This is a genomic window from Bartonella sp. AP65SXKL (assembly GCF_042195725.1).
GTDB lineage: Bacteria > Pseudomonadota > Alphaproteobacteria > Rhizobiales > Rhizobiaceae > Bartonella.
In genome coordinates, this window is sequence record NZ_JBHIOW010000001.1 from 169,153 (window position 1) to 193,316 (window position 24,164).

The 24,164-nt window shown below is 38.7% G+C and carries 20 protein-coding genes; 12 read left to right on the forward strand and 8 right to left on the reverse strand.

Annotated elements, in window-relative coordinates:
* Positions 1-305: 305 nt before the first annotated feature.
* Positions 306-551: an accessory factor UbiK family protein gene (locus ACFIMP_RS00700; protein ID WP_273791228.1), complete on the reverse strand. Its 246-nt coding sequence runs from the start codon at positions 549-551 to the stop codon at positions 306-308.
* A gap of 305 nt (positions 552-856) precedes the next feature.
* Here ACFIMP_RS00700 and lgt point away from each other — a divergent pair, with 305 nt between their 5' ends.
* From lgt to ACFIMP_RS00720, 4 genes are all read left to right on the forward strand, one after another.
* On the forward strand, positions 857-1,735 hold the full coding sequence (gene lgt / locus ACFIMP_RS00705; protein ID WP_375628181.1) for a prolipoprotein diacylglyceryl transferase: 879 nt from the start codon (positions 857-859) through the stop codon (positions 1,733-1,735).
* Positions 1,710-2,789: a class I SAM-dependent methyltransferase gene (locus ACFIMP_RS00710; RefSeq protein WP_375612979.1), complete on the forward strand. Its 1,080-nt coding sequence runs from the start codon at positions 1,710-1,712 to the stop codon at positions 2,787-2,789. The genes lgt and ACFIMP_RS00710 overlap by 26 nt, the downstream gene beginning before the upstream one ends.
* A gap of 102 nt (positions 2,790-2,891) precedes the next feature.
* Positions 2,892-3,683 carry a peptidoglycan editing factor PgeF gene (pgeF, locus tag ACFIMP_RS00715; RefSeq protein ID WP_375612980.1) on the forward strand — a complete coding sequence of 264 codons (792 nt, stop codon included), beginning with the start codon at positions 2,892-2,894 and terminating at the stop codon, positions 3,681-3,683.
* Positions 3,684-4,155: 472 nt separating this feature from the next.
* Positions 4,156-5,088 carry a ribose-phosphate pyrophosphokinase gene (locus ACFIMP_RS00720; RefSeq protein ID WP_375606345.1) on the forward strand — a complete coding sequence of 311 codons (933 nt, stop codon included), beginning with the start codon at positions 4,156-4,158 and terminating at the stop codon, positions 5,086-5,088.
* Here the strand turns inward: ACFIMP_RS00720 and ACFIMP_RS00725 are convergent.
* Entirely contained in the window at positions 5,085-6,584 is a 1,500-nt protein-coding gene (locus ACFIMP_RS00725; RefSeq protein WP_375611181.1) for a helicase HerA domain-containing protein, read from the reverse strand. The genes ACFIMP_RS00720 and ACFIMP_RS00725 overlap by 4 nt on opposite strands.
* Before the next feature lie 292 nt (positions 6,585-6,876).
* On the opposite strand from ACFIMP_RS00725, the gene ACFIMP_RS00730 reads away from it, so the two are divergent.
* Both ACFIMP_RS00730 and pth read left to right on the forward strand, forming a co-directional pair.
* Positions 6,877-7,506 carry a 50S ribosomal protein L25/general stress protein Ctc gene (locus ACFIMP_RS00730; RefSeq protein WP_375611180.1) on the forward strand — a complete coding sequence of 210 codons (630 nt, stop codon included), beginning with the start codon at positions 6,877-6,879 and terminating at the stop codon, positions 7,504-7,506.
* Between the two features lie 75 nt (positions 7,507-7,581).
* On the forward strand, positions 7,582-8,208 hold the full coding sequence (gene pth, locus ACFIMP_RS00735; protein WP_375612982.1) for an aminoacyl-tRNA hydrolase: 627 nt from the start codon (positions 7,582-7,584) through the stop codon (positions 8,206-8,208).
* A 176-nt stretch (positions 8,209-8,384) separates the two neighbouring features.
* On the opposite strand, the gene ACFIMP_RS00740 is transcribed toward pth, so the two are convergent.
* Positions 8,385-9,128: a L,D-transpeptidase gene (locus ACFIMP_RS00740; RefSeq protein WP_375611178.1), complete on the reverse strand. Its 744-nt coding sequence runs from the start codon at positions 9,126-9,128 to the stop codon at positions 8,385-8,387.
* Positions 9,129-9,392: 264 nt separating this feature from the next.
* Here ACFIMP_RS00740 and ychF point away from each other — a divergent pair, with 264 nt between their 5' ends.
* Positions 9,393-10,496, forward strand: coding sequence for a redox-regulated ATPase YchF (gene ychF / locus ACFIMP_RS00745; RefSeq protein WP_375612983.1), 1,104 nt, complete (start codon positions 9,393-9,395; stop codon positions 10,494-10,496).
* A 159-nt stretch (positions 10,497-10,655) separates the two neighbouring features.
* On the opposite strand, the gene ACFIMP_RS00750 is transcribed toward ychF, so the two are convergent.
* The 4 genes from ACFIMP_RS00750 to petA form a co-directional block, all read right to left on the reverse strand.
* Positions 10,656-11,096 (reverse strand): PRC-barrel domain-containing protein, encoded by a 441-nt coding sequence (locus ACFIMP_RS00750; protein ID WP_375611176.1) that lies wholly within the window; start codon positions 11,094-11,096, stop codon positions 10,656-10,658.
* A 110-nt stretch (positions 11,097-11,206) separates the two neighbouring features.
* A complete protein-coding gene (locus ACFIMP_RS00755) occupies positions 11,207-12,103 on the reverse strand; it encodes a cytochrome c1 (protein WP_375612984.1) in 897 nt (298 codons plus the stop codon).
* On the reverse strand, positions 12,097-13,353 hold the full coding sequence (locus ACFIMP_RS00760; RefSeq protein ID WP_375612985.1) for a cytochrome b: 1,257 nt from the start codon (positions 13,351-13,353) through the stop codon (positions 12,097-12,099). Before ACFIMP_RS00760 ends, ACFIMP_RS00755 begins: the two co-directional genes overlap by 7 nt.
* 4 nt (positions 13,354-13,357) lie before the next feature.
* Complete coding sequence (gene petA, locus ACFIMP_RS00765) at positions 13,358-13,906, reverse strand: ubiquinol-cytochrome c reductase iron-sulfur subunit (RefSeq protein ID WP_375611173.1); 549 nt, start codon at positions 13,904-13,906, stop codon at positions 13,358-13,360.
* 726 nt (positions 13,907-14,632) lie between these two features.
* Between petA and ACFIMP_RS00770 the strand changes: the two genes are divergently transcribed.
* Positions 14,633-15,109 carry a tRNA (cytidine(34)-2'-O)-methyltransferase gene (locus tag ACFIMP_RS00770; RefSeq protein WP_375612986.1) on the forward strand — a complete coding sequence of 159 codons (477 nt, stop codon included), beginning with the start codon at positions 14,633-14,635 and terminating at the stop codon, positions 15,107-15,109.
* A gap of 485 nt (positions 15,110-15,594) precedes the next feature.
* On the opposite strand, the gene ACFIMP_RS00775 is transcribed toward ACFIMP_RS00770, so the two are convergent.
* Positions 15,595-16,848 carry a CCA tRNA nucleotidyltransferase gene (locus ACFIMP_RS00775; RefSeq protein WP_375612987.1) on the reverse strand — a complete coding sequence of 418 codons (1,254 nt, stop codon included), beginning with the start codon at positions 16,846-16,848 and terminating at the stop codon, positions 15,595-15,597.
* Positions 16,849-17,093: 245 nt separating this feature from the next.
* On the opposite strand from ACFIMP_RS00775, the gene ACFIMP_RS00780 reads away from it, so the two are divergent.
* The 4 genes from ACFIMP_RS00780 to ACFIMP_RS00795 are packed head-to-tail and all read left to right on the forward strand — an operon-like array spanning position 17,094 to position 23,925.
* Positions 17,094-18,125: an AAA family ATPase gene (locus ACFIMP_RS00780; protein WP_375612988.1), complete on the forward strand. Its 1,032-nt coding sequence runs from the start codon at positions 17,094-17,096 to the stop codon at positions 18,123-18,125.
* Positions 18,126-19,037, forward strand: a complete 912-nt coding sequence (locus ACFIMP_RS00785) for a DUF58 domain-containing protein (protein ID WP_375612989.1) — start codon at positions 18,126-18,128, stop codon at positions 19,035-19,037.
* Positions 19,034-21,832 (forward strand): DUF4159 domain-containing protein, encoded by a 2,799-nt coding sequence (locus ACFIMP_RS00790; protein ID WP_375685894.1) that lies wholly within the window; start codon positions 19,034-19,036, stop codon positions 21,830-21,832. The genes ACFIMP_RS00785 and ACFIMP_RS00790 overlap by 4 nt, the downstream gene beginning before the upstream one ends.
* Entirely contained in the window at positions 21,829-23,925 is a 2,097-nt protein-coding gene (locus tag ACFIMP_RS00795) for a glutamine amidotransferase (RefSeq protein ID WP_375652304.1), read from the forward strand. The genes ACFIMP_RS00790 and ACFIMP_RS00795 overlap by 4 nt, the downstream gene beginning before the upstream one ends.
* The last annotated feature ends 239 nt before the right edge of the window (positions 23,926-24,164 follow it).

Below are 24,164 nucleotides of genomic sequence, written 5' to 3' on the forward strand. Positions count from 1 at the left end.
ACACATAAAAACATCGACAGTACACAAACACCCAGAACACAATCGCGCTGTTTAGGGCAACCTGATAGTCATAAAACGAATCATCAAGTCTTTTCAGTGTATTGATACAATTTCATAGCGCCAGCCCCCCTGATTCAAAAAAATGTACTTTACCCCCAAAAAAAATCAAAAATAAACAAATGCTCCGCTCTAACAGACTCAAGATTAAGCATTTTTTAGTTTCACGCATCATATTGAAAAATTGGGGATATTTTTTTGAAGATTCTTTTTTAAAACTATTTTACTTTTTTGTGTCTGCGTTTTTTTTAATCATCTTTTTTTAAATCATCAAGGCGTCTTTTCAAATCAGCGTTATCAGCATGGATTTTCAGCACCATCTCCTTAAAAGTCTCAAACTCTTCGCGAGAAACAAGATCAAGTTTGTTTGCTATCTTTTCAGCCTGCACACGAAAAGCTGTTCCAGCTTCACGTCGTATGCCTTGCGCAACGTCAGCAGCATCCGTTGCTAATTTTGCTAATTCATCAAGAATACGATTTGATCCATTACGCATAACCTTTTTCCTTAAATTTTAATTATTGACGCACGCATTATAGCGTATTCTCATAACATTTAGATACTGTAATTTGTTCCTTTTACTCTATATTTTACATACTGTGCAGATTTTTCATAATGATTTTGTTTAAGATTTTTTAATATTCCTTTTATCACCATATTTTTTACCGCGATAAATCAGTGGAAATCTATCTCCCTTTCTGACTAGCCTCCCTACTGACTTGACCATTGTGTATTCATCTGTCATTTCTGACCATCAGAGTCACTTCATATTCATCTCGTATAATGTAAGATGCTTAACTCATGAACAATTTGTCTTGTCCAACCATTGCTTTTCCGTCTTTTCTTGATCCTGTTATTATCCAGCTAGGTCCCATAACACTTCATTGGTATGGACTTGGTTACGTGCTGGGTATTCTTTTTGCTTGGTGGTATGCGCAAAAATTATTAAAAAAAACATCTCTATGGTATAGAAACTATCCTCCTATGGATAAAGAAAAAATCGGAGATTTTGTTGTCTGGTCTGCCATAAGTGTTGTTGTCGGAGGGCGTTTAGGACAAGTTCTTGTATGGGATCCCATTTACTATTTTAACCATCCAAGTGCTATTATTGCCGTATGGGATGGGGGAATGTCCTTTCATGGCGGACTTATTGGTATTATCATTGCTATGATCTGGTTTGCCCGTAAAAATCGTATTAACATACGAGCCATGTTTGATATCATTGCTGCAGGTGCTCCTATTGGTATCGGCATTGTACGAATCTGCAACTTCATTAACCAAGAATTATGGGGTAATATTACTACACGTCCTTGGGCTGTTTGTTTTCCTCTCGATCCTTACTATTTACCGCGCCATCCAAGCCAGCTTTACGAAGCATTTATGGAAGGATTTCTTCTCTTCATCATCCTGTGTCTTCTTATTTTTGGGTTCAAAGCATTAAAACGTCCCGGTACTGTATCAGGAACATTTATTATAGGCTACGCAGTAACACGCAGCATTTCTGAAATTTACCGTGCGCCTCAAGAAGATCCAGAATGGTTTTCGACTCTTTTCCATTCTACTGGTTTTACCTATGGCATGGCTTTATCTCTTCCCATGCTTCTTGTAGGGTTTTATCTTCTTCTCCACGCCTTTAAATATAAACCGACAGAAAATGGCCAATCTCAAAGAAAAAATTAAAGAAATTATTGTCCTTAATGGACCAATCACTGTTAGCCAATATATGACGTTGGCACTCACCGATCCCCAATTTGGTTATTATCACACACAAACCCCTTTTGGACATGCTGGTGATTTCATTACAGCACCTGAAATAAGCCAATTATTTGGAGAGATGATTGGCATTTGGACTCTTGCAAGCTGGAAAGCTCAAGGGTGCCCTCACCCTTTTATTCTCGCTGAAATAGGTCCAGGACGAGGAACTTTGATGGATGACATTTTGCGAACTATCCAAAAGCTCTCTCAAACGGCATTTAATGCTGCTGAAATTTTTCTGATCGAAATAAGCAAAAAACTTGCAAAAGAACAAAAAAAACGCCTTTTCTCTTATCAAAAACAAATCCATAGCATTGAAAATTTTAATCAAATTCCTTCAAAACCTCTCTTCCTCATTGCTAATGAATTTCTCGATACACTCCCTATCAACCAATATATTAAAGTCAATGGAGAATGGAAAGAGCGCCGCATTACAGTCAATCAAAATGGAGATTTCATCTTTATTGCTGCCCCGCATAAACTTCCCTCTTCTTGTCTACAAACCTGTTGTTCTAAAGTGCCTGACGGAACAATTTTTGAACATGCCCCCTTACGGCATCAATTCATGCAACAAATCAGCCACCATTTAGTGCAAGTGACAGGTTCTGCTTTACTTATCGACTATGGTGCTTGTGAGCTTGCCTTTGGCGATACCTTGCAAGCACTCTCAAAACATAGATTTCGTGATGTTTTTGATGCCCCTGGTGAACATGATTTAACATCCCATGTTGATTTTTCTTTTTTAAAAAACATAGCTCTTGAACAAGGCTGTTTTGCTGAAATCTTAGAGCAAGGAGAATTTCTTTTTAAAATGGGGCTACTGGAGCGCGCAAACCAGCTTGGAGTTGGCAAAAGTGCTCCTTTGCAAGACAAAATCCGCCAAGACATCGAACGGCTCGCTAGTCCAGATCAGATGGGAAAATTATTTAAAGTTTTACATTTCAGTGATAAAAATATCTCCATACCTCCCCAATTTTAATGATCGGCGCTTTTGTCAATAAGCACATCATTATCTGAAATATTCATTGACAAATATGAACATCTCCATCCTCACTTTAAATAATCTCCATAAGGAACTTTTATGAAATCTATCCCTCATCCCATTCTTGCAAAAAATCTTTCTACTTTACACCCCCATGGAATAAAACATGGATTTTTTACACGTCAAGGTGGTGTTTCAAAAAATCTTTATCATAGTCTTAATGTTGGGAAAGGTTCAAATGATCAACTTGAATATATTGTACAGAATCGTCTTTTGATTGCCAATTATTTTTCTATTGAAGCGCAAAATTTAGTCACAGTTAATCAAATACACTCCTGTAACGTTGTCGTAGCTCATCAAGCAACTATCGGTGCACCTCCTCAAGCTGATGCTCTGGTTACAACCACCCCAGAACTCGTTATTGGGGTTCTTACAGCAGATTGCGGACCCATTCTGTTTGCTGATCCACAAGCTAGAGTCATCGCTGCAACTCATGCTGGCTGGCGTGGAAGCTTAAATGGAATTATCGAGAAAACAATTGCTGTTATGGAAAAACAAGGAGCCAAAAGACAATCAATAACAGCAGTCCTTGGACCTTGTATTGGCCCCTATCACTATGAAGTAACAAATGAATTTTACGACCAATTTATTGATTACCACAGCAAATACCAAAAATATTTTTTAAAAACAGACAAAATAAATCGCTTTTATTTTAATCTATGGGCATTTATTATAAACCAACTCAAAGAAGCAGGTGTTAATGCTTCTTGTGTAGAGCTTTGTACCTATCAAGATGAACAGCGTTTTTTCTCCTATCGCCGTGCAATACACCGCAACGAACCCGATTACGGACGGCAGATTTCTGCTATTATGCTGAAAAACAAAAGATGAGCCCCTTTATGCTTGAGAACAATACCAAAACTGCAAAACTAAACTTTTTACCCAAATGTAAAAATAAATCCCATTGTACTTTGCTTTTTTCACGAAATTATCTAGCAGCCCATAAAATATGATAGCCTTCGCTATGATCATTTTCAATGTTTAGTTATAATGATTGAAGGCAAGATGATACTTCTTTTTATTACTCCCCTTCATTCATCTTAAATATGAAGCATTCCCCATATTGAAAGTATTTTTATAAAGTAATAACCAAAAAGCTTAATCAATATGTATTTCTTTGCCGCATGGAGAAAAACTTTGCTCTAAAAGTAATAAACTTTTGGAAAAAGAGAAAACATACTGCATAGCTCTTTAATAATAATCGATAAAATTGTAAGGCTTTTGTAATTGTTCTCTTGCAATTTAATAAAAAGAAATTAAAAACCGTGTCGCATTCCCACCATGATGATTCAGAGGTTCTACTATGAAACTTTTCTGCGGAAATTCTAATCCACGCCTAGCTGAAGATGTTGCAAATTATTTGAACATCCCCTTAGGCAAAGCAACTGTAAAGCGCTTTGCTGATCAAGAAATTTTCGTAGAACTGCATGAAAATGTACGTGGACAAGATGTTTTTGTTTTGCAATCTACATCCTATCCCGCAAATGATCATTTGATGGAATTACTCATCATGATTGATGCCCTTCGTCGTTCTTCTGCGCGTCGTATTACAGCTGTTATCCCCTATTTTGGCTATGCCCGCCAAGATAGAAAACCAGGACCACGAACTCCTATTTCTGCAAAACTTGTTGCCAACCTCATTACTGAAGCAGGGGCCCATCGTGTTTTAACATTGGACCTTCATGCAGGACAAATTCAAGGTTTTTTTGATATCCCTACGGATAATCTCTATGCTGTTCCTGTCATTTCTCGCGATGTCAAAGTGCATTATTCTCTTGAAAATGTTATCGTTGTTTCACCTGATGTGGGTGGTGTGGTGCGCGCGCGCGCGCTCGCCAAGCGCTTGAACAGTTTGCTCGCTATTGTGGATAAACGTCGCGAAAGCCCCGGTGAATCAGAAGTTATGAATATCATTGGAGATGTATCGGGAAAAGATTGCCTTTTGCTTGATGATATTGTTGATTCAGGTGGAACTTTATGCAATGCAGCAAGTGCTCTGCTTAAACATGGTGCCAATAGTGTCACAGCTTATATCACGCACGGTGTTCTTTCTGGTAATGCAATCGAGCGAATTGCTAATTCAGAGATGAAAGAATTGGTTATTACAGATTCAATTATGCCAACACAAGCTATTGAGAAAACCCATAATATTCGTGTTTTGCCCATTGCCGACCTTATGGGAGAAGCAATAGCAAGGACAGCAGCAGAACAATCGGTTTCCAGCTTATTTGGTTAAAGTGGTTCCTTGGGGTCTCCCGGTGCTGTTTCAACACCAAGATCAGGAAAGGCAACAATACGTTGACCACTAAAATGCGTGTGAATAACAATAAGTCCACGCTCTTCAAAGTAGGTTAAAAGTCGGCGTGCACGGCTTAAAGAATGAGTCCCATAAAGACGTGCTAAAAATGCATCAGATGGACATGGCTTTCCCCCTAATGCGGCCTGTGCCACGTTCAAGAAGACCCCTTGAACATCTTCTTCCAAACTTTCTGATATCTGCAAAATATGTTTCCAATGTTCACTGACAGCCGTTTGTTCATCAACAAAAGCCTGAGCAATAGCCAATTTACGCCGAAATTGTGAAAGATTAAAAGGAACCTTTGACATCCCATGGATACGGCAACGAACTGAAAAATCTTGATAAAGCACCGCTGTTGAACGATAAAAAGCTTCAGAATCCTCAAGAATTTCCCGAATAATATGTTCTGCTTGCCCGTCACGCTCAACATCAGAAAGTTCAGGAAATAAACTTGGGTTTTCTTCTAACAACTCTTGTTTTTTATGCACGACCTCCTCTAACATCTCGTGCATTGACTTTTCCCTCATCGGCTCTCGTGTTTGTTTAAATGGCGTTAAAATTTCCTCTGGTGAAGCAGTAAAAACGAGCTCTTGCACATCATCCCGCTCTGTTGGAAGTGGCATTAATTTAGGGCTAGAAGAGCGTGCCAAAGTTTCAACAGAACCGATAATGATTGGTAAGGGACGTCGTGATAAAGCAGGGCCTAAAGCTATAAAATTTCCCCGTTCAAGATCTCTAAACATTTCCGCTTGGCGACGCTCCATCCCCAAAAGATCAGCGGCGCGCACCATATCAATATCTAAAAAAGTCCGCCCTATTAAAAAGTTTGAAGCTTCAGCCGCAACATTTTTGGCAAGCTTAGCCAAACGTTGTGTCGCAATAACACCAGCAAGACCACGTTTACGTCCTCGACACATCAGATTGGTCATAGCGCTCAAAGAAATTTTACGCGCTTCATCAGAAACTTCTCCTGCTGCAGTTGGAGCAAACAATTGTGCTTCATCGACAACGACAAGCATAGGATACCAATAATCACGTTCCACATCAAACAGTGCCCCAAGGAAAGCCCCTACAGCACGCATCTGTTGTTCAGTATCCAAGCCTTCAAGATTAAATACCACCGAAACCCGATGTTGTCGAATGCGATGGGCAATACGAGTCAACTCTAATTCACTCCGTTGAGCCTCTACAATAACATGACCAAATTTATCTGCCAAAGTTACAAAATCGCCTTCTGGATCAATTACACAATGCTGCACCCACTTAGCACTTTGCTCCAGAAGACGGCGTAAAAGATGTGATTTCCCTGAACCAGAATTACCTTGTACAAGAAGACGTGTCGCCAATAATTCTTCCAAATCAAGAAGTGCTGGCATCGATTTATGCAAAGCACGACTTTCTGACATCTCACCCAAGGCAATCTCAACCTTCATAACATCTCCAGTGTTTGATTTTGAACATATCAGTGCCAGCACATATTGGTTGATTCTCCATCCACACCGTAATTTGTAACATTTCCTCCTTTTTAACGGTAGAAATCATCGATTTTTCCCACAACTCTTGCATCTATGAATAGTTTGAACTATAGAACAAACTTCTGCGTAGACACCCTTGGAGGCAACGTAGAATGGAGTGATCGCTGTTGGTTAGCGCATATCTTCATATCCATGCAAAAACTATTACTGTTTTTGAAGGATCTCCAATCATGTAAAAAGGACTTAAATTATGAGCAAAAGCTACACTCTTAAGGCCGAAAAACGCGAGCGGGTTGGTAAGGGGTCCTCCCGTGAACTTCGCCGCAACGGTCTTATTCCTGCTGTCATTTATGGTGAAAAACAACCACCTTTGGCAATAACAGTTCCCTATAAAGAAATTTTCTACAAAATTCATGCTGGTGGCTTTCGCACCACCATTGCAACGATTATTCTTGACAAGCAAAAAATTATGGTTTTGCCAAAAGATTATCAATTAGATCCCGTGCGTGACTTTCCCCTCCATGTAGACTTTTTGCGCATTTCAGCAAAATCCGTTGTAGAAGTGAATATTCCTGTCCACTTCCTCAATGAAGATACGGCACCTGGACTTAAAAAGGGTGGTGTCCTCAATATTGTTCGGCACGAAATTGAATGTACAGCTCCAGCAAGTGCTATTCCTGAAGCTATTGAAATTGATCTCTCCAGCTACTCTATTGGTGATTCTATTCACATTTCAGCAGTGCAACTGCCAAAAGATGTGACTCCCATCATCCAAGATCGAGACTTTACCATTGCAACCATTGCAGCTCCTGCTGGCATGGATGTCAGCGATGAAACTTCTGAACAAGAAAATGATGAAGAAGACACACAAACTTCATAAAACTCAAAAGGCGGGAATTTTTCCGCCTTAATTTATGAGACATTACCCTTACTCATACTTTGACTGAAGATACACATGTGGCTTATTGCTGGTCTTGGCAATCCTGGTTTACAATATCAAAATAACCGCCATAATATCGGTTTTATGGCTGTTGATGCCATTTATCAGTCCTTCTCTTTTTCTCCATGGTCAAAGAAGTTTCAAGCAGAAATCTCCAATGGTTTCATAAATAATGAGAAAATTTTTCTTATAAAACCACAAACTTTCATGAATCTTTCTGGTCAAGCTATCGGTGAAGCTTTGCGATTTTATAAATTAGATTTAAAGAATTTGATCATCATTTATGATGAACTAGACCTGTCACCGGGGAAAGTTCGTATAAAAATTGGTGGAGGACATAATGGGCATAATGGCATTAAGTCTATTGATGCCCATTGTGGTACTGACTATTGTCGTATACGCATAGGAATTGGTCATCCTGGAAGCAAAGAACTTGTTCATCAGCATGTCCTGGGAAATTTTACCAAATCTGATCAAGAATGGTTATCCCCTCTCTTAGAGACAATTGCAAAAAATATCGCTCTCCTTATAAAAGATGATAAATCCCTCTTTATGAATGAAGTTTCACAAACGATAAAACACAATCAGAACCATTGGCTTGCGTGTCCCAGTCGCGTGAAGAATATGAATAAAAACTCTTAAAAAAATCCTCTTATAAACTTTCTCAAAGGCAAAATCTGTTGGCAACGTGAGAAGCTAGAAAATAGAACAGAATACAAGCTTGTATACACCTTTGAAGAAGAAAGGCTTATATTCTCTTTTGAGAGAAAGAGAAGATTGAACAGCAAACACAGCTCTCTCCAATCTTCTCCCCTAAATTAAAAAAAATCATTTGGCTGAATGGTCGACTGTAGCGGATCGTAACCATTTGATTGTTGACTATAAACTGTAGGAATACTCCTATTGTTTTGCAATACCACAACACGCGAACCAATGGGAACACGATCATAAAGATCGATAATATCTTGATTAAGCAAACGGATACACCCACTTGAAATAGCACGCCCAATTGACCACGATTCGTGTGAGCCATGAATACGGAAAAGTGTATCTTTCCCATTTTTGAACAAATAAAGTGCCCGCGCACCTAATGGATTATCGGGCCCTGGTGGCATTCCTTTCCCAAGATGACCATAACGTTCTGGTTCTCGAGCCATCATAGCTGCAGTAGGAGCCCAATTTGGCCACCGACGCTTGCGCTGTATAACCCCCTCACCTTCAAATGCTAGGCCTTCTTTACCGACACCAATCCCATAACGCAAAGCTTTTCCATTTTCACCAATAAGGTAAAGAAAACACTCTTGCGTATCTATAACCAATGTTCCAGGCGCATAAGATGTATAATAAATCACCTCTTGTCGCCAATATTTTGGATCAATTGTCGCAAGATCAACAGCAGGTAACGAATAGGTCTCATTCGTTACAGGACCATACAAAGCCTGTATTTCTGGTGGAATGTATCGAACTTGTTGAAAAGGTACCGATGACATATCTGACTGACGTGTAGCACATCCAGCCAAAGCCAAAAGTGCTGCAATTAAAAAGGCACAACGAGATAACACTCTTCTATTTTCTCCGATTAATTATTTATGCAGATTTGCATACCATGAAAAACTTAGCACAATATTAACATTAATTCGAAGTTTTCTTATCCTTGTAACTAAGGAGAACAATAAGGTAAGAAGAACTAAGGTAAAAAGTAGATACCTATTACTTTAGACTTTTTTCTCACTTATCGCAAGACCAGGACTATAACTCTTCTGAAAATATGCTATAAAAAGGAAGCTTTATCTTGACCATAAAATTAATAGAAAAGAAAGACTCTCATGGGCTTTAAATGCGGTATTGTCGGATTACCTAATGTCGGGAAATCAACTCTTTTTAATGCATTAACAAAAACAGCCACTGCACAGGCTGCCAATTATCCTTTTTGTACCATTGAACCCAATACCGGAGAAGTTGCTGTTCCAGATTTACGAATGGAAAAAATTGCATCAATCGCTGGTTCAAAAGAAATGATTCCTACACGCATTAACTTCGTCGATATTGCGGGGCTTGTGCGAGGAGCTTCAAAAGGCGAAGGTTTAGGAAACAAGTTTTTAGCCAATATTCGCGAAGTCGATGCCATTGTCCACGTTTTACGCTGTTTTCAAAATGAAGATATTACCCATGTAGAGGGACGTATTGATCCTGTTTGTGATGCGACAACGGTTGAAACCGAACTCATGCTTGCGGATCTTGAAAGTCTTGAGAGACGAATCATACAAATCCGTAAACGAGCAACCGGAAAAGACAAAGAAGCTCTCACAATTTTACCTATTATGGAAAAAGCATTAAACATACTGCAACAGGGAAACCCTGTCCGGTTATTACTCAAAGATATTTCTTCCGATGAACACCACATTCTTAAGAGTTTGAATCTTTTAACCTCCAAGCCTGTACTTTATGTTTGTAATGTAAGCGAAAATGACGCCGCTCGTGGAAATAGCTTTACCCAAACAGTTGAAAAAATGGCAACAGAGCAAAATGCGCAAAGCATTATCATTTCTGCTTCTATCGAAGCGGAAATCACACAACTGAGTGATGCTGAAGCATCAGAATATCTCAATGCGCTAGGACTCTTTGAACCGAGTCTCAATCGCCTCATTCGCGCTGGTTACCATTTACTTGATCTCATTACTTACTTCACCTGTGGGCCTAAGGAAACACGAGCATGGACAATTACGCGTGGTACAAAAGCTCCCCAAGCAGCTGGTATTATTCATTCAGATTTTGAGCGCGGTTTCATTCGTGCCCAAACCATCAGCTATAATGACTATATTGCTCTGGGTGGAGAAAGCGGTGCAAAGGAAGCAGGAAAAGCCCGCGATGAAGGAAAGGAATACATTGTGCAAGATGGCGATATCATGTTATTTAAACATAATACTTAAATCTTCACTCTGTCTTAATAGTTTATCTTGAAAACTTTGGTAATAGCTCCTTGGAATCTTGTCGCAAAAATTCTCAAGAGTTTTTAGAACAAAAAAACTGTTGCTAGCATATGATTGTGATAGCAACAGCTTGGTCCATTAAAGAATAGAAATATAAAATTAGCGTGTCCAACGCCCTTCGTATTTAAATGTTGGAGCGTTCTTTAAAGAATCTTTTGTCGCATTTGTAATAAGTTTCCATTTACCATAATCATTTGTCATCTGGATTGTTTCTGGAGAAACGACCACATAACTCTCGCCTATGCCAAGAAAACCACCAACAGCAATAACAAATCCTGCAATATTATTTTCACGTAAAATAATATCTTTTACTTCACCAATATTTTCATCTTCTATATTATATACATTGGCGCCTATAAGACTGGAAGCAACAAAATCCGTTGCTAAAGGTGTCACATAACGCACAGACTTATCTATCCCCACCTGTACAATACCCGTCGAAGAGATCATTTCAGGTTTTGAAGGCACTTCAAAAGACTGAGCATAAGTACTAGAAACCATCAAAATTGACATAAGAGTAGTACATGCAATTTTTTTCATTTTAACATCTCCATTTTTACTTTGCTTTTACTTTATAAAACCTCAATGCATCATAAAAAGATTTGTTCCTTATGCTCTTTATACTCTATACTCTTTTGAGCCTTATCGCTTTACCCTTTTCTCTTTATTTCGTCTTTTATTTCTTTCTCTAATTCTTCTTCTAAACCACACCAAATACGATTTTTTAAAATATAAACAAACCCTGCAAAAATGATTAAAAATAAAATAACACGAAAACCGGTTTTTTTACGAATTTCCATATGAGGATCGGCAGCCCACATCAAAAAAGCAGAAACATCGCGCGCATAATGTTCAATGATTTCTGGGGTTCCATCTTCATAAGTAACCATACCATCACTCAAAGGAGGAGCCATAGTTAAAGAATTACCGGCAATAAAATAAGGATTATACCAATAACCATTCGCAATTTTTATCTCCTTCGGTGCCTTCTGATATCCTGTTAAAAGAGCTGTAATATAATCTGGACCAGCTGTATCATAATGAGTCAATGCATCAGTAATTAAAGCAGGAAACGGCAAAGATACCCCACGTGCACGTGCTATCAATGTCAAATCTGGAGGATAAGCACTATTCAAAATAAATCTTGCTTCTTCTTCATGTGAAAAGGGAGAAGGAAAATAATCCGTTGCAACCCCAGCACGTTTAAAAAATTTTCCTTCTCGATTAGGACCATCGCGCACTTCATATTGCCCCGCCAAAGCTTTGATCTGTTCTTGATCATACCCAAGATCTTTTAAATTGCGAAAAGCCACATATTTTAGCCCATGGCAGCTGGAACAAACTTGTCTATAAACCTTTAATCCGCGCCTCAATTGCGCCTTATCATAAAGCCCAAATGGACCTGAAAAACTCCATTCTTGTTTTTTAGGAACCTGTAAAGGAAAAGAAATAAATCCTTCTTCCTGATCAGAGGCATCACTCGCTAAACTCTGAGCAGAAAAACTCATAGCAACAATAACAACCAGCCCGACAAAAACATTTACCATAGTCTCTTTTTTTTCTGTTTTAAATCTTGCATAATTGAAGAAGGAAGAGAACAATTTTTTTCAAACGCTGGCAAAATCGGCAAAATAACCAAAAAAAATATAAAATAATAAACCGTAGCCAATTGTGTCCATAAAAGAATTTTGTCACTTATTTCTCTTGACCCCAACCAACCAAGAAAAACGACATCAATAACCAACGCCCAAAAGAAAATTTTATAAACAGGTCGATATCTTGCTGAACATATTTTAGAGCGGTCTAACCATGGCACAAAAATTAAAATGCAAATCGAACTGACGAATAAAACAAAGCCAACAAAGTTTGAAGAGAAAATACCGATATCAAAAGTTATAGCACGAAGCATCGCATAAAAAGGCAAAAAATACCATTCTGGAACCACACGAAGAGGTGCCTTTAAAGGATCTGCCACACTATAATTTTCAGCCTGCCCCATATAATCGGGCATATAAAACAAAAACCAGGCAAAGAAGATGAGAAAAACAGTAATAGCAAAAATATCTTTGATAAGCGCATAAGGCGAAAATGGAACTGTTTCCTTATCTGATTGTATAGCAAGACCCGTTGGATTGCCTTGCCCAACACAATGAATTGCCCAAATATGCAGCCCCACAAAAAGAAGCAAAATAAATGATAAAACATAATGGAAAACATAAAAACGATTCAACGTTGGTTGTCCTACGACATAACCACCCAGAAGTGTCTCATGCAACCATGTCCCCACCAAAGGTATCGTTTTTAAAAGCCCTGCAATCACTGAAGCCGCTGAAATAGACATCATCCCCCAAACAAGCACATAACCAAAAAATGCTATTGCCATCATGATGATATAAATAAAAATACCTGTAACCCATACCATTTCTCGCATATTTTTATAAGAACCATAATAAAGTCCACGTGCCAAATGGATATAAACAGCAATAAAAAAAAACGAAGAGCCTACACAATGCCATGGACGAAAAAGCCAACCAAACTGCCCTTCACGCCGAAATCGTTCACTGGTTTCAAAAGCCAAATGAATATCCGGAACATAATGCATAGCCAAGACAATACCAGTCAAAAGCTGTGACACAAGCATAATGGTCAAAATACCGCCAAATGTATAAAAGTAATTAAGATTACGCGGAACAGGAAAAATCACAAATGCATTATAAAAAAAACGAGGAAGAGGAAAACGCTTATCAAACCAACGGGCAAGTGCATTTTTAGGACAATAAGGAGAAAACCTTGTCATAACCTTATCCTATTTTGAGCAAAGTATCAGAAAGAAATTGGTAAGGAGGAATAGCCAAATTATAGTTAGCTGGACCCGACCGCACTCTTCCAGCTGTATCATAAACAGACCCATGACATGGACACAACCACCCTCCAAATTTCCCAGATTGCCCAAGTGTTATACAGCCTAAATGCGTACAAAGATTAATGACGATAAGCCAATTTTCACGTCCTTTACCTGCTGAACGTGCAAAATCCGTCGCTTCTTTTTCACCTTCAAGATTAGGATTGCGCGCTTGACGATCTTTTAGAAGTCTCAATTCAGTAGCGCGCGCATCAGCAATTTCTTTTGCCGTACGATTTCGAATAACAACAGGCTGTCCTCGCCACTTTACCGTTACTGACATCCCCTCTTCAATACCAGAAAGATCAACCTCAACAGAGGAAGATGCCAAAACAGCTTCATCTGGACGCAACTGACGGATAAAAGGCCACACAACCGCTCCCATTCCAACTGCTCCTGCAACAGCTGTTACCAAAAACAGAAAATCCCGCCTCGTTTGCTCACCCATGGCCTTAACTTAAAGAGACACTTTGCTAAAACATTCTTTTACCATACCCTCTCCCATTGTACAATGCTTGATCACTCCGTTACCTCAACCATAAAAACATCCCCGTAAAAAACTCCTGCCATTTGTATGGTTTATACAAAAAACTGTTTTATAATGATAATTCATCGTTTTACAGAGTGAATGAAATCCCTAAACACCGTAAGGTTTTTTCATTTCAAACCTATTCATATTAATCAATCAAAATTACTCCCCCGCCCGTGAAAATCAGAGATAGCATGTAAATAAACACTTCTAAAGAAAGAAACATAGTCTTGTTATGACCATATCTCAGTAAACAAGTTGAGCTTATCGGTTATTTCTTTAACACATTTACAGCATCTCTCCCTCCCTCAATTCCAACTGGTTGCATGAGTATTTTTTTCGCTTCTGTTTTTGCATAAAAAGCATATTTTGTTGATTTTAATTAAAATTGATGATCTAACCTCATTAAATATCCCACTTTTCAACATAATGAGCCAATTCATTTCATGGATTGCTCAATAAAATGAAGTCCCTAATAGGGAGCTTCTCTCTGATCCCAAACAGACCTGTATACATAACTTTTTCCCTGAAATTTAAAGGGAATAAAAATGAACCGTAAAAAACATGTATTTCTCAAAGCATATTTTTCGAATAAATTGTGGTGCTTCTTTACAAAGTCGAAAGAAAAATCATATTATAGAGAACATGACACTTCATATAGCTCTTTTCCAACCTGATATTGCTGGTAATACTGGAACGATTTTACGTCTTAGCGCTTGCTTTGGTTTACATGTGCACATTATTGAACCTGCAGGCTTTAATCTGTCGGATCGTAATCTCAAACGCGCAGGATTGGATTATCTCGAATATGCTTCCTTAGAACGACACATTGATTGGCAACATTTTATAAGCTCCATGAAACACTTTAACCGCCGCCTGTTGCTTTTAAGTACAAAAGCAAAAACATGCTATACGCAGATATGCTATCAAAGAAATGATGTTTTACTTTTTGGTCGTGAAACAGCTGGCGTTCCCGATTATGTTCATGAAGCGGCCGATTACACATTAAAAATTCCCATGCAACCACAGGCACGCTCTCTAAATCTCGCCATGAGCGTAGCCATAACAACAGGAGAAGCATTACGCCAAATTGGTTATCATGAAAGAAACTGTAATCTATAAAAACATAAATTATCACGAAAAACAATAATACAACATATAAAGAACAGTTAGAGCGTATAATGCCTATCATTTTCCAACAATTAAGTGCTGGTAAAATAAACATTTCTTAGTGCCCATCACATCCATTTCATATCACCTCATATCACCACCTATGAATGATTAAATACTCCTCATAGTAAAAATCCAGTGAACATCCCCCTCTTTATGGTCATACAAGGTGCAAACCGCTACCACTATTCTCTTTATTCGTTCTCATTTTCGAGAATCCTTATCTTTGAGATGATTCATAAGAGACATTTTTCCTCTCTGTAATCATTTTTCCTCACTTGTGACGTGTAAGGCAATAACTTTGATTGATGTAATATGAACAGGTTTGAAATAACCTTACAATATTGTGAACTCTTATTTCACATAAATAATGATTATTATAAATTAATATGTTGACTTAAAAAATATAAACAACAGTGAGTTTATAAACAGAAATATTATAAATCAATTTTTTCTAATAGTGCATGACGATCCATTAAAAATCCGCTTTCAATCCATATCATTTCTAGCTCTTTAAGCTTTTTTCCTAAAAGTACACCTTTTGTAAAACCTTTCTTTATTAAATCGTTACCATTAATAGGAAAAGTTGGAATTTGCCATTTTTGGGCAAATTGATAAAGCTTGACATAACCCTCTGCTTTTTGCAAAGCATCACTTTTTTCCAGATGATCAAGATGTGATGCAGCGACAGACAACGATAATTGATCTAAAACTGGCTGTCGTCCATGAAAATAAATCAGTTTTTGCACAAAATGATCAGAACAGTTTTGGTTTATTATTTCTAACTCTGCCCATTCTTTTAATCGCGTTGTTTCTTTAAGAGAAAAACGCAAGCGCTGTGCCATTTCATGAAGACGCATGGGATCAGGAGGAAGAAGGCTTTCTAGCCGTAACAATGGATCAACTTTCCAACCAAGATCCTGTTCTGTCTTCACCAATGCGTGAATTGCATCAATACCCCATCGTTCTGTTTCAGGAAAAATGAGTGCCAAAATTCTGCTTTGTCGCATCCATAAAAGAGCACGCGTTGGATCAAACGCCGCAAGAAGCTTTTTCATTTCTGCCCAAATACGTTCAGAAGAAAGTTTTTTTAAACCGTGTTTTAAACGAACACATGCCTTCAATCCTTGCACATCAGGTCGCCCTGCTCCATACCACGCAAAAAAGCGAAAAAACCGTAAAATACGCAAATAATCTTCGCCAATACGATCTTCTGCAACCCCAATAAAACGAACTGTTCGGCTAGCAATATCACTCAAACCTCCCACATCATCATAAAGGTTGCCAGCAGCATCACAATAAAGCGCATTTATCGTAAAATCTCGCCGTTCAGCATCTTTTTTCCAATCACGACCAAATGCCACTTTTGCATGACGACCATCTGTTTCAATATCGCAGCGAAGCGTTGTAACCTCATAAGAACATGAATGAGCAACTACTGTTATTGTACCAAAAGCAATCCCTGTAGGAATAGCTTTAAATCCTGCTTCTTCTACACGTGCAATAACCTGTTGCGGCAAACAGGTTGTTGCAATATCAATATCACTAATAGGCTGCCCTAGCAGTTGATTGCGCACTGCTCCCCCTACAATACGCGCCTCTTCCCCCTCCACAGACAAAACACGAAGAAGTGTTTGGATATCACTTTGTTGTAACCACGCAACCTGTTTGAAGTTCTGTCTTATATTCACCCTTTAACCTTTCAAAAAAGTTGTCTTCATTGCTTTAAAAAACTCTCTTCATAAAACAAATTTTTTAAGACATCCCTTATAAAGCACGTCTATTCTTCCAAAGAAACTTTTCTCTTCTATACGAATATGAAAAAAAACGGCATATGATACTTCATTTCTTCTCATTTTCTGTTACAAACAATAAGATATCCATTATCATGCAGAGAAAATTACCATTTTTGCGACAAACGCCTTAAGGAAGAAATATGAGTCAACATGATCCATCATCCAATTCTATAAAAAAGGTCAATATCAATCATGAAGCTCAAGTCATTATTGATGATATTGATACGGCACACAAAGAATTGGATATTTTACAAAAAGAAATTGACAAAGTTATTTTTGGGCAAAATCAGGTAATCGAATATGCTTTAATCGCTATTTTTGCTGGTGGTCACGCCCTTCTTGTCGGTGCTCCAGGACTTGCAAAAACACGTCTTGTTGAAACATTGGGAACAGTCTTAGGGCTTGATGAAAAACGCATCCAATTCACTCCTGACTTAATGCCATCGGATATTATTGGTTCTGAAATTATGGATTCCGATAAAGACGGTAAACGTTCTTTTCGATACATTCAAGGTCCTATTTTTACGCAACTTCTCATGGCCGATGAAATCAATCGTGCTTCCCCACGGACACAGTCAGCCCTTTTACAAGCTATGCAAGAATATCATGTTACTGTTGCAGGTAACCGTTATGATTTGCCACAACCTTTTCATGTTCTTGCAACGCAAAATCCTCTCGAACAAGAAGGGACCTATCCACTTCCTGAAGCACAACTGGATCGCTTTTTGATGCAAATCGATATTGACTATCCTGACCTCACAACAGAGCGACGGATTATTTTAGAAACAACAAAAGAAAAAAAATCAAATGCAAAACCAATTTTATCCGGCAAAAAATTGCAAAAAATTCAAAATATCGTTCGCAAAATGCCTCTTTCAGAAAGTGTGATCGAAGCTATTTTAAAAATTGTCCGCTCATCTCGCCCTCATAAAGACAATAGCCTTGCTAATACTTATGTTTCTTGGGGACCTGGTCCACGGGCATCACAAGCCCTTTCACTTTGTGTTCGCGCCCGTGCTCTTTATTATGGACGCTTAGCCCCTTCACTTGATGATGTTGAAGCATTGGCCTATCCTGTATTACAACACCGCATGGCTCTTAATTTTTCTGCCCGTGCTGAAGATATAACCGTAAAAGATATTATCAATAACCTTGTGAAAGATGCTCTTTGAATGGCACTTGGCAAAAAAGTTTTACAAAAGCCTCCATTGTCGCTGGCAAATGAACTGCATAAGGATACTGGCAAAATGCCATATTTCCTTTTACAAGCGCGTCATATCGCTAATACACTGATAACCGGATGGCACAGACAACGTAAAAGCGGTAATGGGGAAAACTTTTGGCAATTTCGTCCCTATATGGAAGGAGAATCCATTACCCGCATTGATTGGCGTCGCTCAGCGCGTGATGAAAATACGTATCTGCGCGAACACGAATGGCAAACGACACAAACCGTTTGGCTTTGTCCTGATCAGAGCGCATCAATGCATTACTGTTCGCGCTTTTCTAAAATCTCTAAAGGTAATCATGCCATTATTCTTACCCTTACCTTGGCATCCCTTCTTGCACGCAGTGGCGAACATATTGCTATTCCTAACTTAATGTCCCCCACAATGACATCCAATGTCGTAGAACGAATAGCCTTTGCTTTAGAAAATCATTCAGATGAAAATTTATTTCCGGATTTTTCAACGATTACACGCTTTTCACATGTCATTATAATGAGTGATTTTCTCGACTATCCTGAAAAAATCATCCAATATTTAACCGTTTTAACTACAAAACAAGTGACAGCGCATTTAATTGAAATTTCTGATCCCGCAGAAGAAAGCTTTCCCTACACAGGTCACACAGAATTTTTGGATCCCGAAACGAAAGAGAAACATGTTTCCACTAAAGCAGAAGATCTTCGTAAGAGCTATTGTAAACTATATCACGCAAGGCGACAAGAATTGGTAAATTTTTGCGCACGCCAAGGATGGTCTTATCACGTTAGTACAACAGATCAACCTTTAACAGAGACCATTTTTCATCTTGCAAATACAATGAGCGACTCTCCATTGCAAAAAAGGAGGGCACTTTGAGTTTTGCTGCTCCCTTTCTGTTACTAGGGCTTTTGTTCCTACCGGTCATTTGGTGGCTGTTGCGGATAACTCCTCCATCTCCGCGTAAAGAGCTTTTTCCCCCTTTTCGCTTCTTACCCAAACCAACTCATCAACAAGAAACAGCAAAACATACACCTTGGTGGTTGCTCTTGTTGCGTTTAACCATAGCGGCACTTGTTATCATAGCTCTAGCACGCCCCACTTGGAATCAAAAACCAATAAGCTTTTCCGGATCTCAACCCCTTGCACTCATTATTGATAATGGTTGGGTTTCTGTAAAAGAATGGAAACAGCGCATCTCTATCGCTGAAATGCTCCTTGCACAGGCAGAAAAACAGCAAAAAAATATTTATCTTGTTGCAACGGCTGAAAATAATATCTCCAATATAGAGCCCCAACCAGCCAAGATTATAAAACAGCATTTAATGCATTTGCAACCGCGTCCTTGGCCTGTCAACCGTGTGCATGCCTTCAAAAAACTCAGCGAAAGAACCAAAGGAAAACCTCTTGATATTGCTTATTTAAGTGATGGATTACAAACAAATGAAGATGAGCAAGCTTTTGCTCTTCTTGAAGAATTAAAACCTAGAAACTTCTTGTGGTATTTGACTGATATTTCCGATTTAACCGGCATAACATCCATAGAAAATAACAATGGAAACATGGGCGCGCGTATTATCCGCTCAACAACACACAGTAATACTCCCGCTATACTCAGCCTTTACGATTCAAATAATCAACTTCTCGGTCAATTTACGAACAAGTTCTCTGAAGGAGAAACAACAGCACTTGTTCCTTTTAATGTACCACTTGAACTACGCAATGATATCGCTTGGATAAAAATAAACAATCAAAACCATGCTGCTGCAACCTTCTTGGTAGATAGCCATAACAGGATAAGCCGTGTTGCTCTTCTCTCACCCGATACCAATGAAATGGCACAGCCTTTACTTGCTCCATTTTATTACATTATCAAAGCCTTACAAGGTCATACACAGCTTATAACAGCCGGTGGAAGAGAACTTTCAACGGATATTGATCATTTGCTTAAACAAAATCCATCTGTTTTGATTATGGGTGACATTGTTAACATACCCCCAAAAGCAGAAAAAAAACTTTCTGATTTTGTGAATAAAGGGGGAACACTCATCCGCTTTGCAGGAGAAAAACTCAGTAGCGCAGAACATTACGATAACCTTCTTCCGATACCACTGCGCCCAGGTCAACGTTCCCTTGGAAGTATTATGTCTTGGACAAAACCACAAAAGCTTGCCCCTTTTGCAAAAAATAGCTTTTTCTTTGGTCTTCCCTTTCCAGGAGATGTTACTGTCTCGCGCCAAATCCTCGCAGAACCAACCCCAGATCTTTTTGAAAAAACGTGGCTTAGCCTTTCGGATGGAACTCCTCTTGTTACCGCAGCAAAACGTGGTAAAGGAACCCTCATTCTCATTCATGTTGCTCCTGACCCAACATGGTCTAACCTTCCTCTTTCTGGCTTTTTTGCACAAATGCTGCAAAAATTAATCACATTAGGTTCTAACGAAAACACAAACCTAACACACAGAGAAAAAAGAACAGTGATACAAAACCCTTGGCGAACTATAGCCGTTGACGGACAATTACAAGTACCACCCTCTGATGTTGTTCCTTTGATCTTTGACTCTCAAAATCCACCCCATCCTTCCTACCATACTCCCCCAGGACTTTATGGTGCCAAAAACAATTTTTATGCACTCAATCTCTTAACTCATTCGTCGCACTTGATGAAACAATCATCATTGCCAACTTCTCTTAATAAAAGCCCTTTATCTTACGATACAAAAGAAAAAAATCTTATCGGTCCACTTTTAGGATTAGCCATCTTATTATTCGCCTTTGACAATTTTCTCATTTTATGGATGGGAGATATTTTTTCTTTCATGAAACGGCGTAATATGTTTCTCGTCCCCTTTATAAGTCTTATTGCCTTGTTTTCATATGATCCAACTCTTCATGCACAAACGAAAGAAAATCATCATGATAGTGTACAAGCTGCTGGCGCAACACATCTTGCCTATGTTATAACCAATAATCATGAAATTGATACAACGAGTAAAAGTGGTCTAGAAGCGTTAAGTCAATTTATCGCAGAGCGCACAATGCTTACCCTTGGCTCTGTTACAGCACTTGATCTCGATAAAGATGAACTCTCTTTTTATCCTCTTATTTACTGGCCAATTGATGTTAAGAGTCCTATACCAACCCCCAAAAGCCTTGAAAAAATAAATAACTTTATGAAACATGGGGGAACAATTTTATTTGACACGCGCGATCAGATAAAGAGCAATCTTAATCTTGAAGGAGACGCTACTCCAGAAACGCAAAGATTACGAGATATCTTAAAAGAGTTAAATATTCCATCCATTGAGCCAGCATCAACAGATCATGTTGTTGCACGTTCTTTTTATATTATGCCAGATTTTCCTGGTCTCTACCGTGGTTCACCTTTATGGGTTGAATCCTCATCAACAAACAAAAAAAATAAAAACTCTCTTGCCAACGGCGATAACGTAAGCTCCCTTCTCATCACCGCAAATAACTTTGCTGGGGCTTGGGCACTCGATGAAAAAGGGGCATGGAAATATCCCCTTGTTCCCAATGATCCAATGCAACGTCTATGGGCATTTCGTGCAGGTTTAAATATTGTCCTTTATGTGCTTACAGGAAACTATAAAGCGGATCAAGTGCATGTTCCAGCACTCTTGGAACGCTTTAAAAGAGAAAGAAGGCAATGATATCATTTTTCACTTTTCAGCCTTTTTTACCACTCTTTTGGATTCTGCTCTTAAGCGGAATATCGATTCTTTTTGTCGTTGTTGGTCTTGTTACGCAACGGCAAGGTTCTTTATTTCGTCTGATGGCATTAAGCGCCCTTATCCTTGCTTTGCTCAATCCAATGATCATAAAAGAACAGCGCGAACCACTGAAAAGCACAGTAGGCATTGTCATTGACCGCAGCAAAAGCCAATCATTTGGAACACGTACAAATGATAGTGATGAAGCGCGCAGGCAATTAGTCGAAACACTGGCGCATTATCCACAATTTGAACCACGCTTTATTGAAGCTGGGAAACTTGCTGATAATCAATATGCACCCTCAACGAATTTGTTTGAAGCTTTAACACAAGCATTATCTGATATACCGTTCTCTCGTTATGCAGGAACCATTTTTATCACCGATGGACAAGTGCATGACATCCCTGACCTATCAGATCTTCATCATGAAGCACCTCTCAATGCCCTGATTACAGGATACTCAGATGAATTTGATCGCCAAATCAAGTTTATTTCTCCTCCACGCTTTGCCCTTGTCAACAAACCACAAACGCTCTCCATTTTGGTAGAAGATAAAGGCCCCGCCAAAAAAACAATATCACAGAAAGTAAATATTACACTAAGCGTCAATGGACAAGACATTGGCCATTATTCTGTAACTCCTGGCGTGATTTTTCAAACTGAAATTACCCTTCCTCATGCTGAAAAAAATATTATCCAAGTTATAACTGATCCACACAAAGGTGAACTAAGCTTGGAAAACAACCGCGCCATAACAATTATTGAAGGAATCAGAGAAAATTTACGCGTTCTTCTTATTTCAGGTGCTCCTTATAATGGAGAACGGACATGGCGAGACCTTTTGAAGGGTGACTCCAATATTGATCTTGTTCACTTTACTATTTTGCGTCCCCCCACCAAAGCAGATAATACGCCCTCAAGCCAATTATCCTTAGTGGTCTTTCCCACAAGAAAACTCTTTGTTGAAGAAATTAATAACTTTGATCTCATCATCCTTGATGGCTACCAGCACTCTACTGTTCTCCCCTTAATCTATTATGATTATATCGCCCAATATGTACAAAAGGGGGGTGCATTGTTGATGGTAACAGGACCTGAATTTACCCAAAAAAACTCACTTGCGAAAACACCTTTAATAAGCATTCTACCGGCATTGCCCAATGGAACTATTATTGAAAAACCTTTTCGCCCCACATTAACCAAAGAAGGTGAGCGCCATCCTGTCACAAGGGGTCTTGCAACACTTAACCTTCCCGCTTCTCAATGGGGGCAATGGTTGCGACAAATTGCTATTCAAAACATAAATAACGGAATCGCCCTCATGAAAGGAGCGGATGAACAACCACTTTTACTTCTCTCGCATGTTGATAAAGGACGTGTAGGTATGTTGCTTTCTGATGAAAGTTGGCTTTGGGCACGAGGTTTCGAAGGCGGTGGTCCTTATGCTGCTCTTTATCGTCGTATTGCCCATTGGCTCATGAAAGAACCAGAACTTGAGGAAGAAAAATTAAGTGCGACCAGCAGCCATCATCATTTAACAATTCGCCGCCAAACTCTAAAAGACCATCCAGAACCCGCTGAAATAATCTTTCCCTCTGGAAAAAAAGAAAATATTACTCTGACCAAAGAGAAAGAAGGCCTTTTTACTGCAACTGTGACCACTGATGAGACAGGAATTTTTAACATTAAAAATGGCGGTTTAACAATACTTTCTTCTGTAGGGATGCTCGATAATCTTGAGTTGTTTGACTTGATTTCAACACAAGAAAAACTAGCCCCCATTATTAAGCACACTGGTGGCTACATCGGACGTTTACACCCTGAAGGAAAAGAAAACATTCATCTTCCTCCATTTAAGCTGATTCAATCAAAAACAAGTCCGTCCTCTTCCCCAGCACATTCAATTGTTCTGAAAGAAGCAACAGAAACCCGTTTAATCAATACCTTTTATTTTTCGATATTTTCTGGTTTTTTTGCACTGCTTGCTTGCCTTTTACTGTTGAGCAGCATGTGGTATTATGAAGGCCGTTAAAAAGTCTGAGATTTCGTATAATAGTTTTAAAATTCAGCTTATCTTTTTACGTATTTACTTGTCTTTTGTAATTAGATAACGTATTGATTTATAACTCAAAATACAGTGGAATTCTCCTTATTTCCAATATCCTCATATTAAAACAATAAAAAACATTCTCTTGCGTATTATTAGAAGGGATGCTGTATGGATAGAAACCATTGAAGAAAAGAGTGAAATACCTCTTATGAATCCTCTTA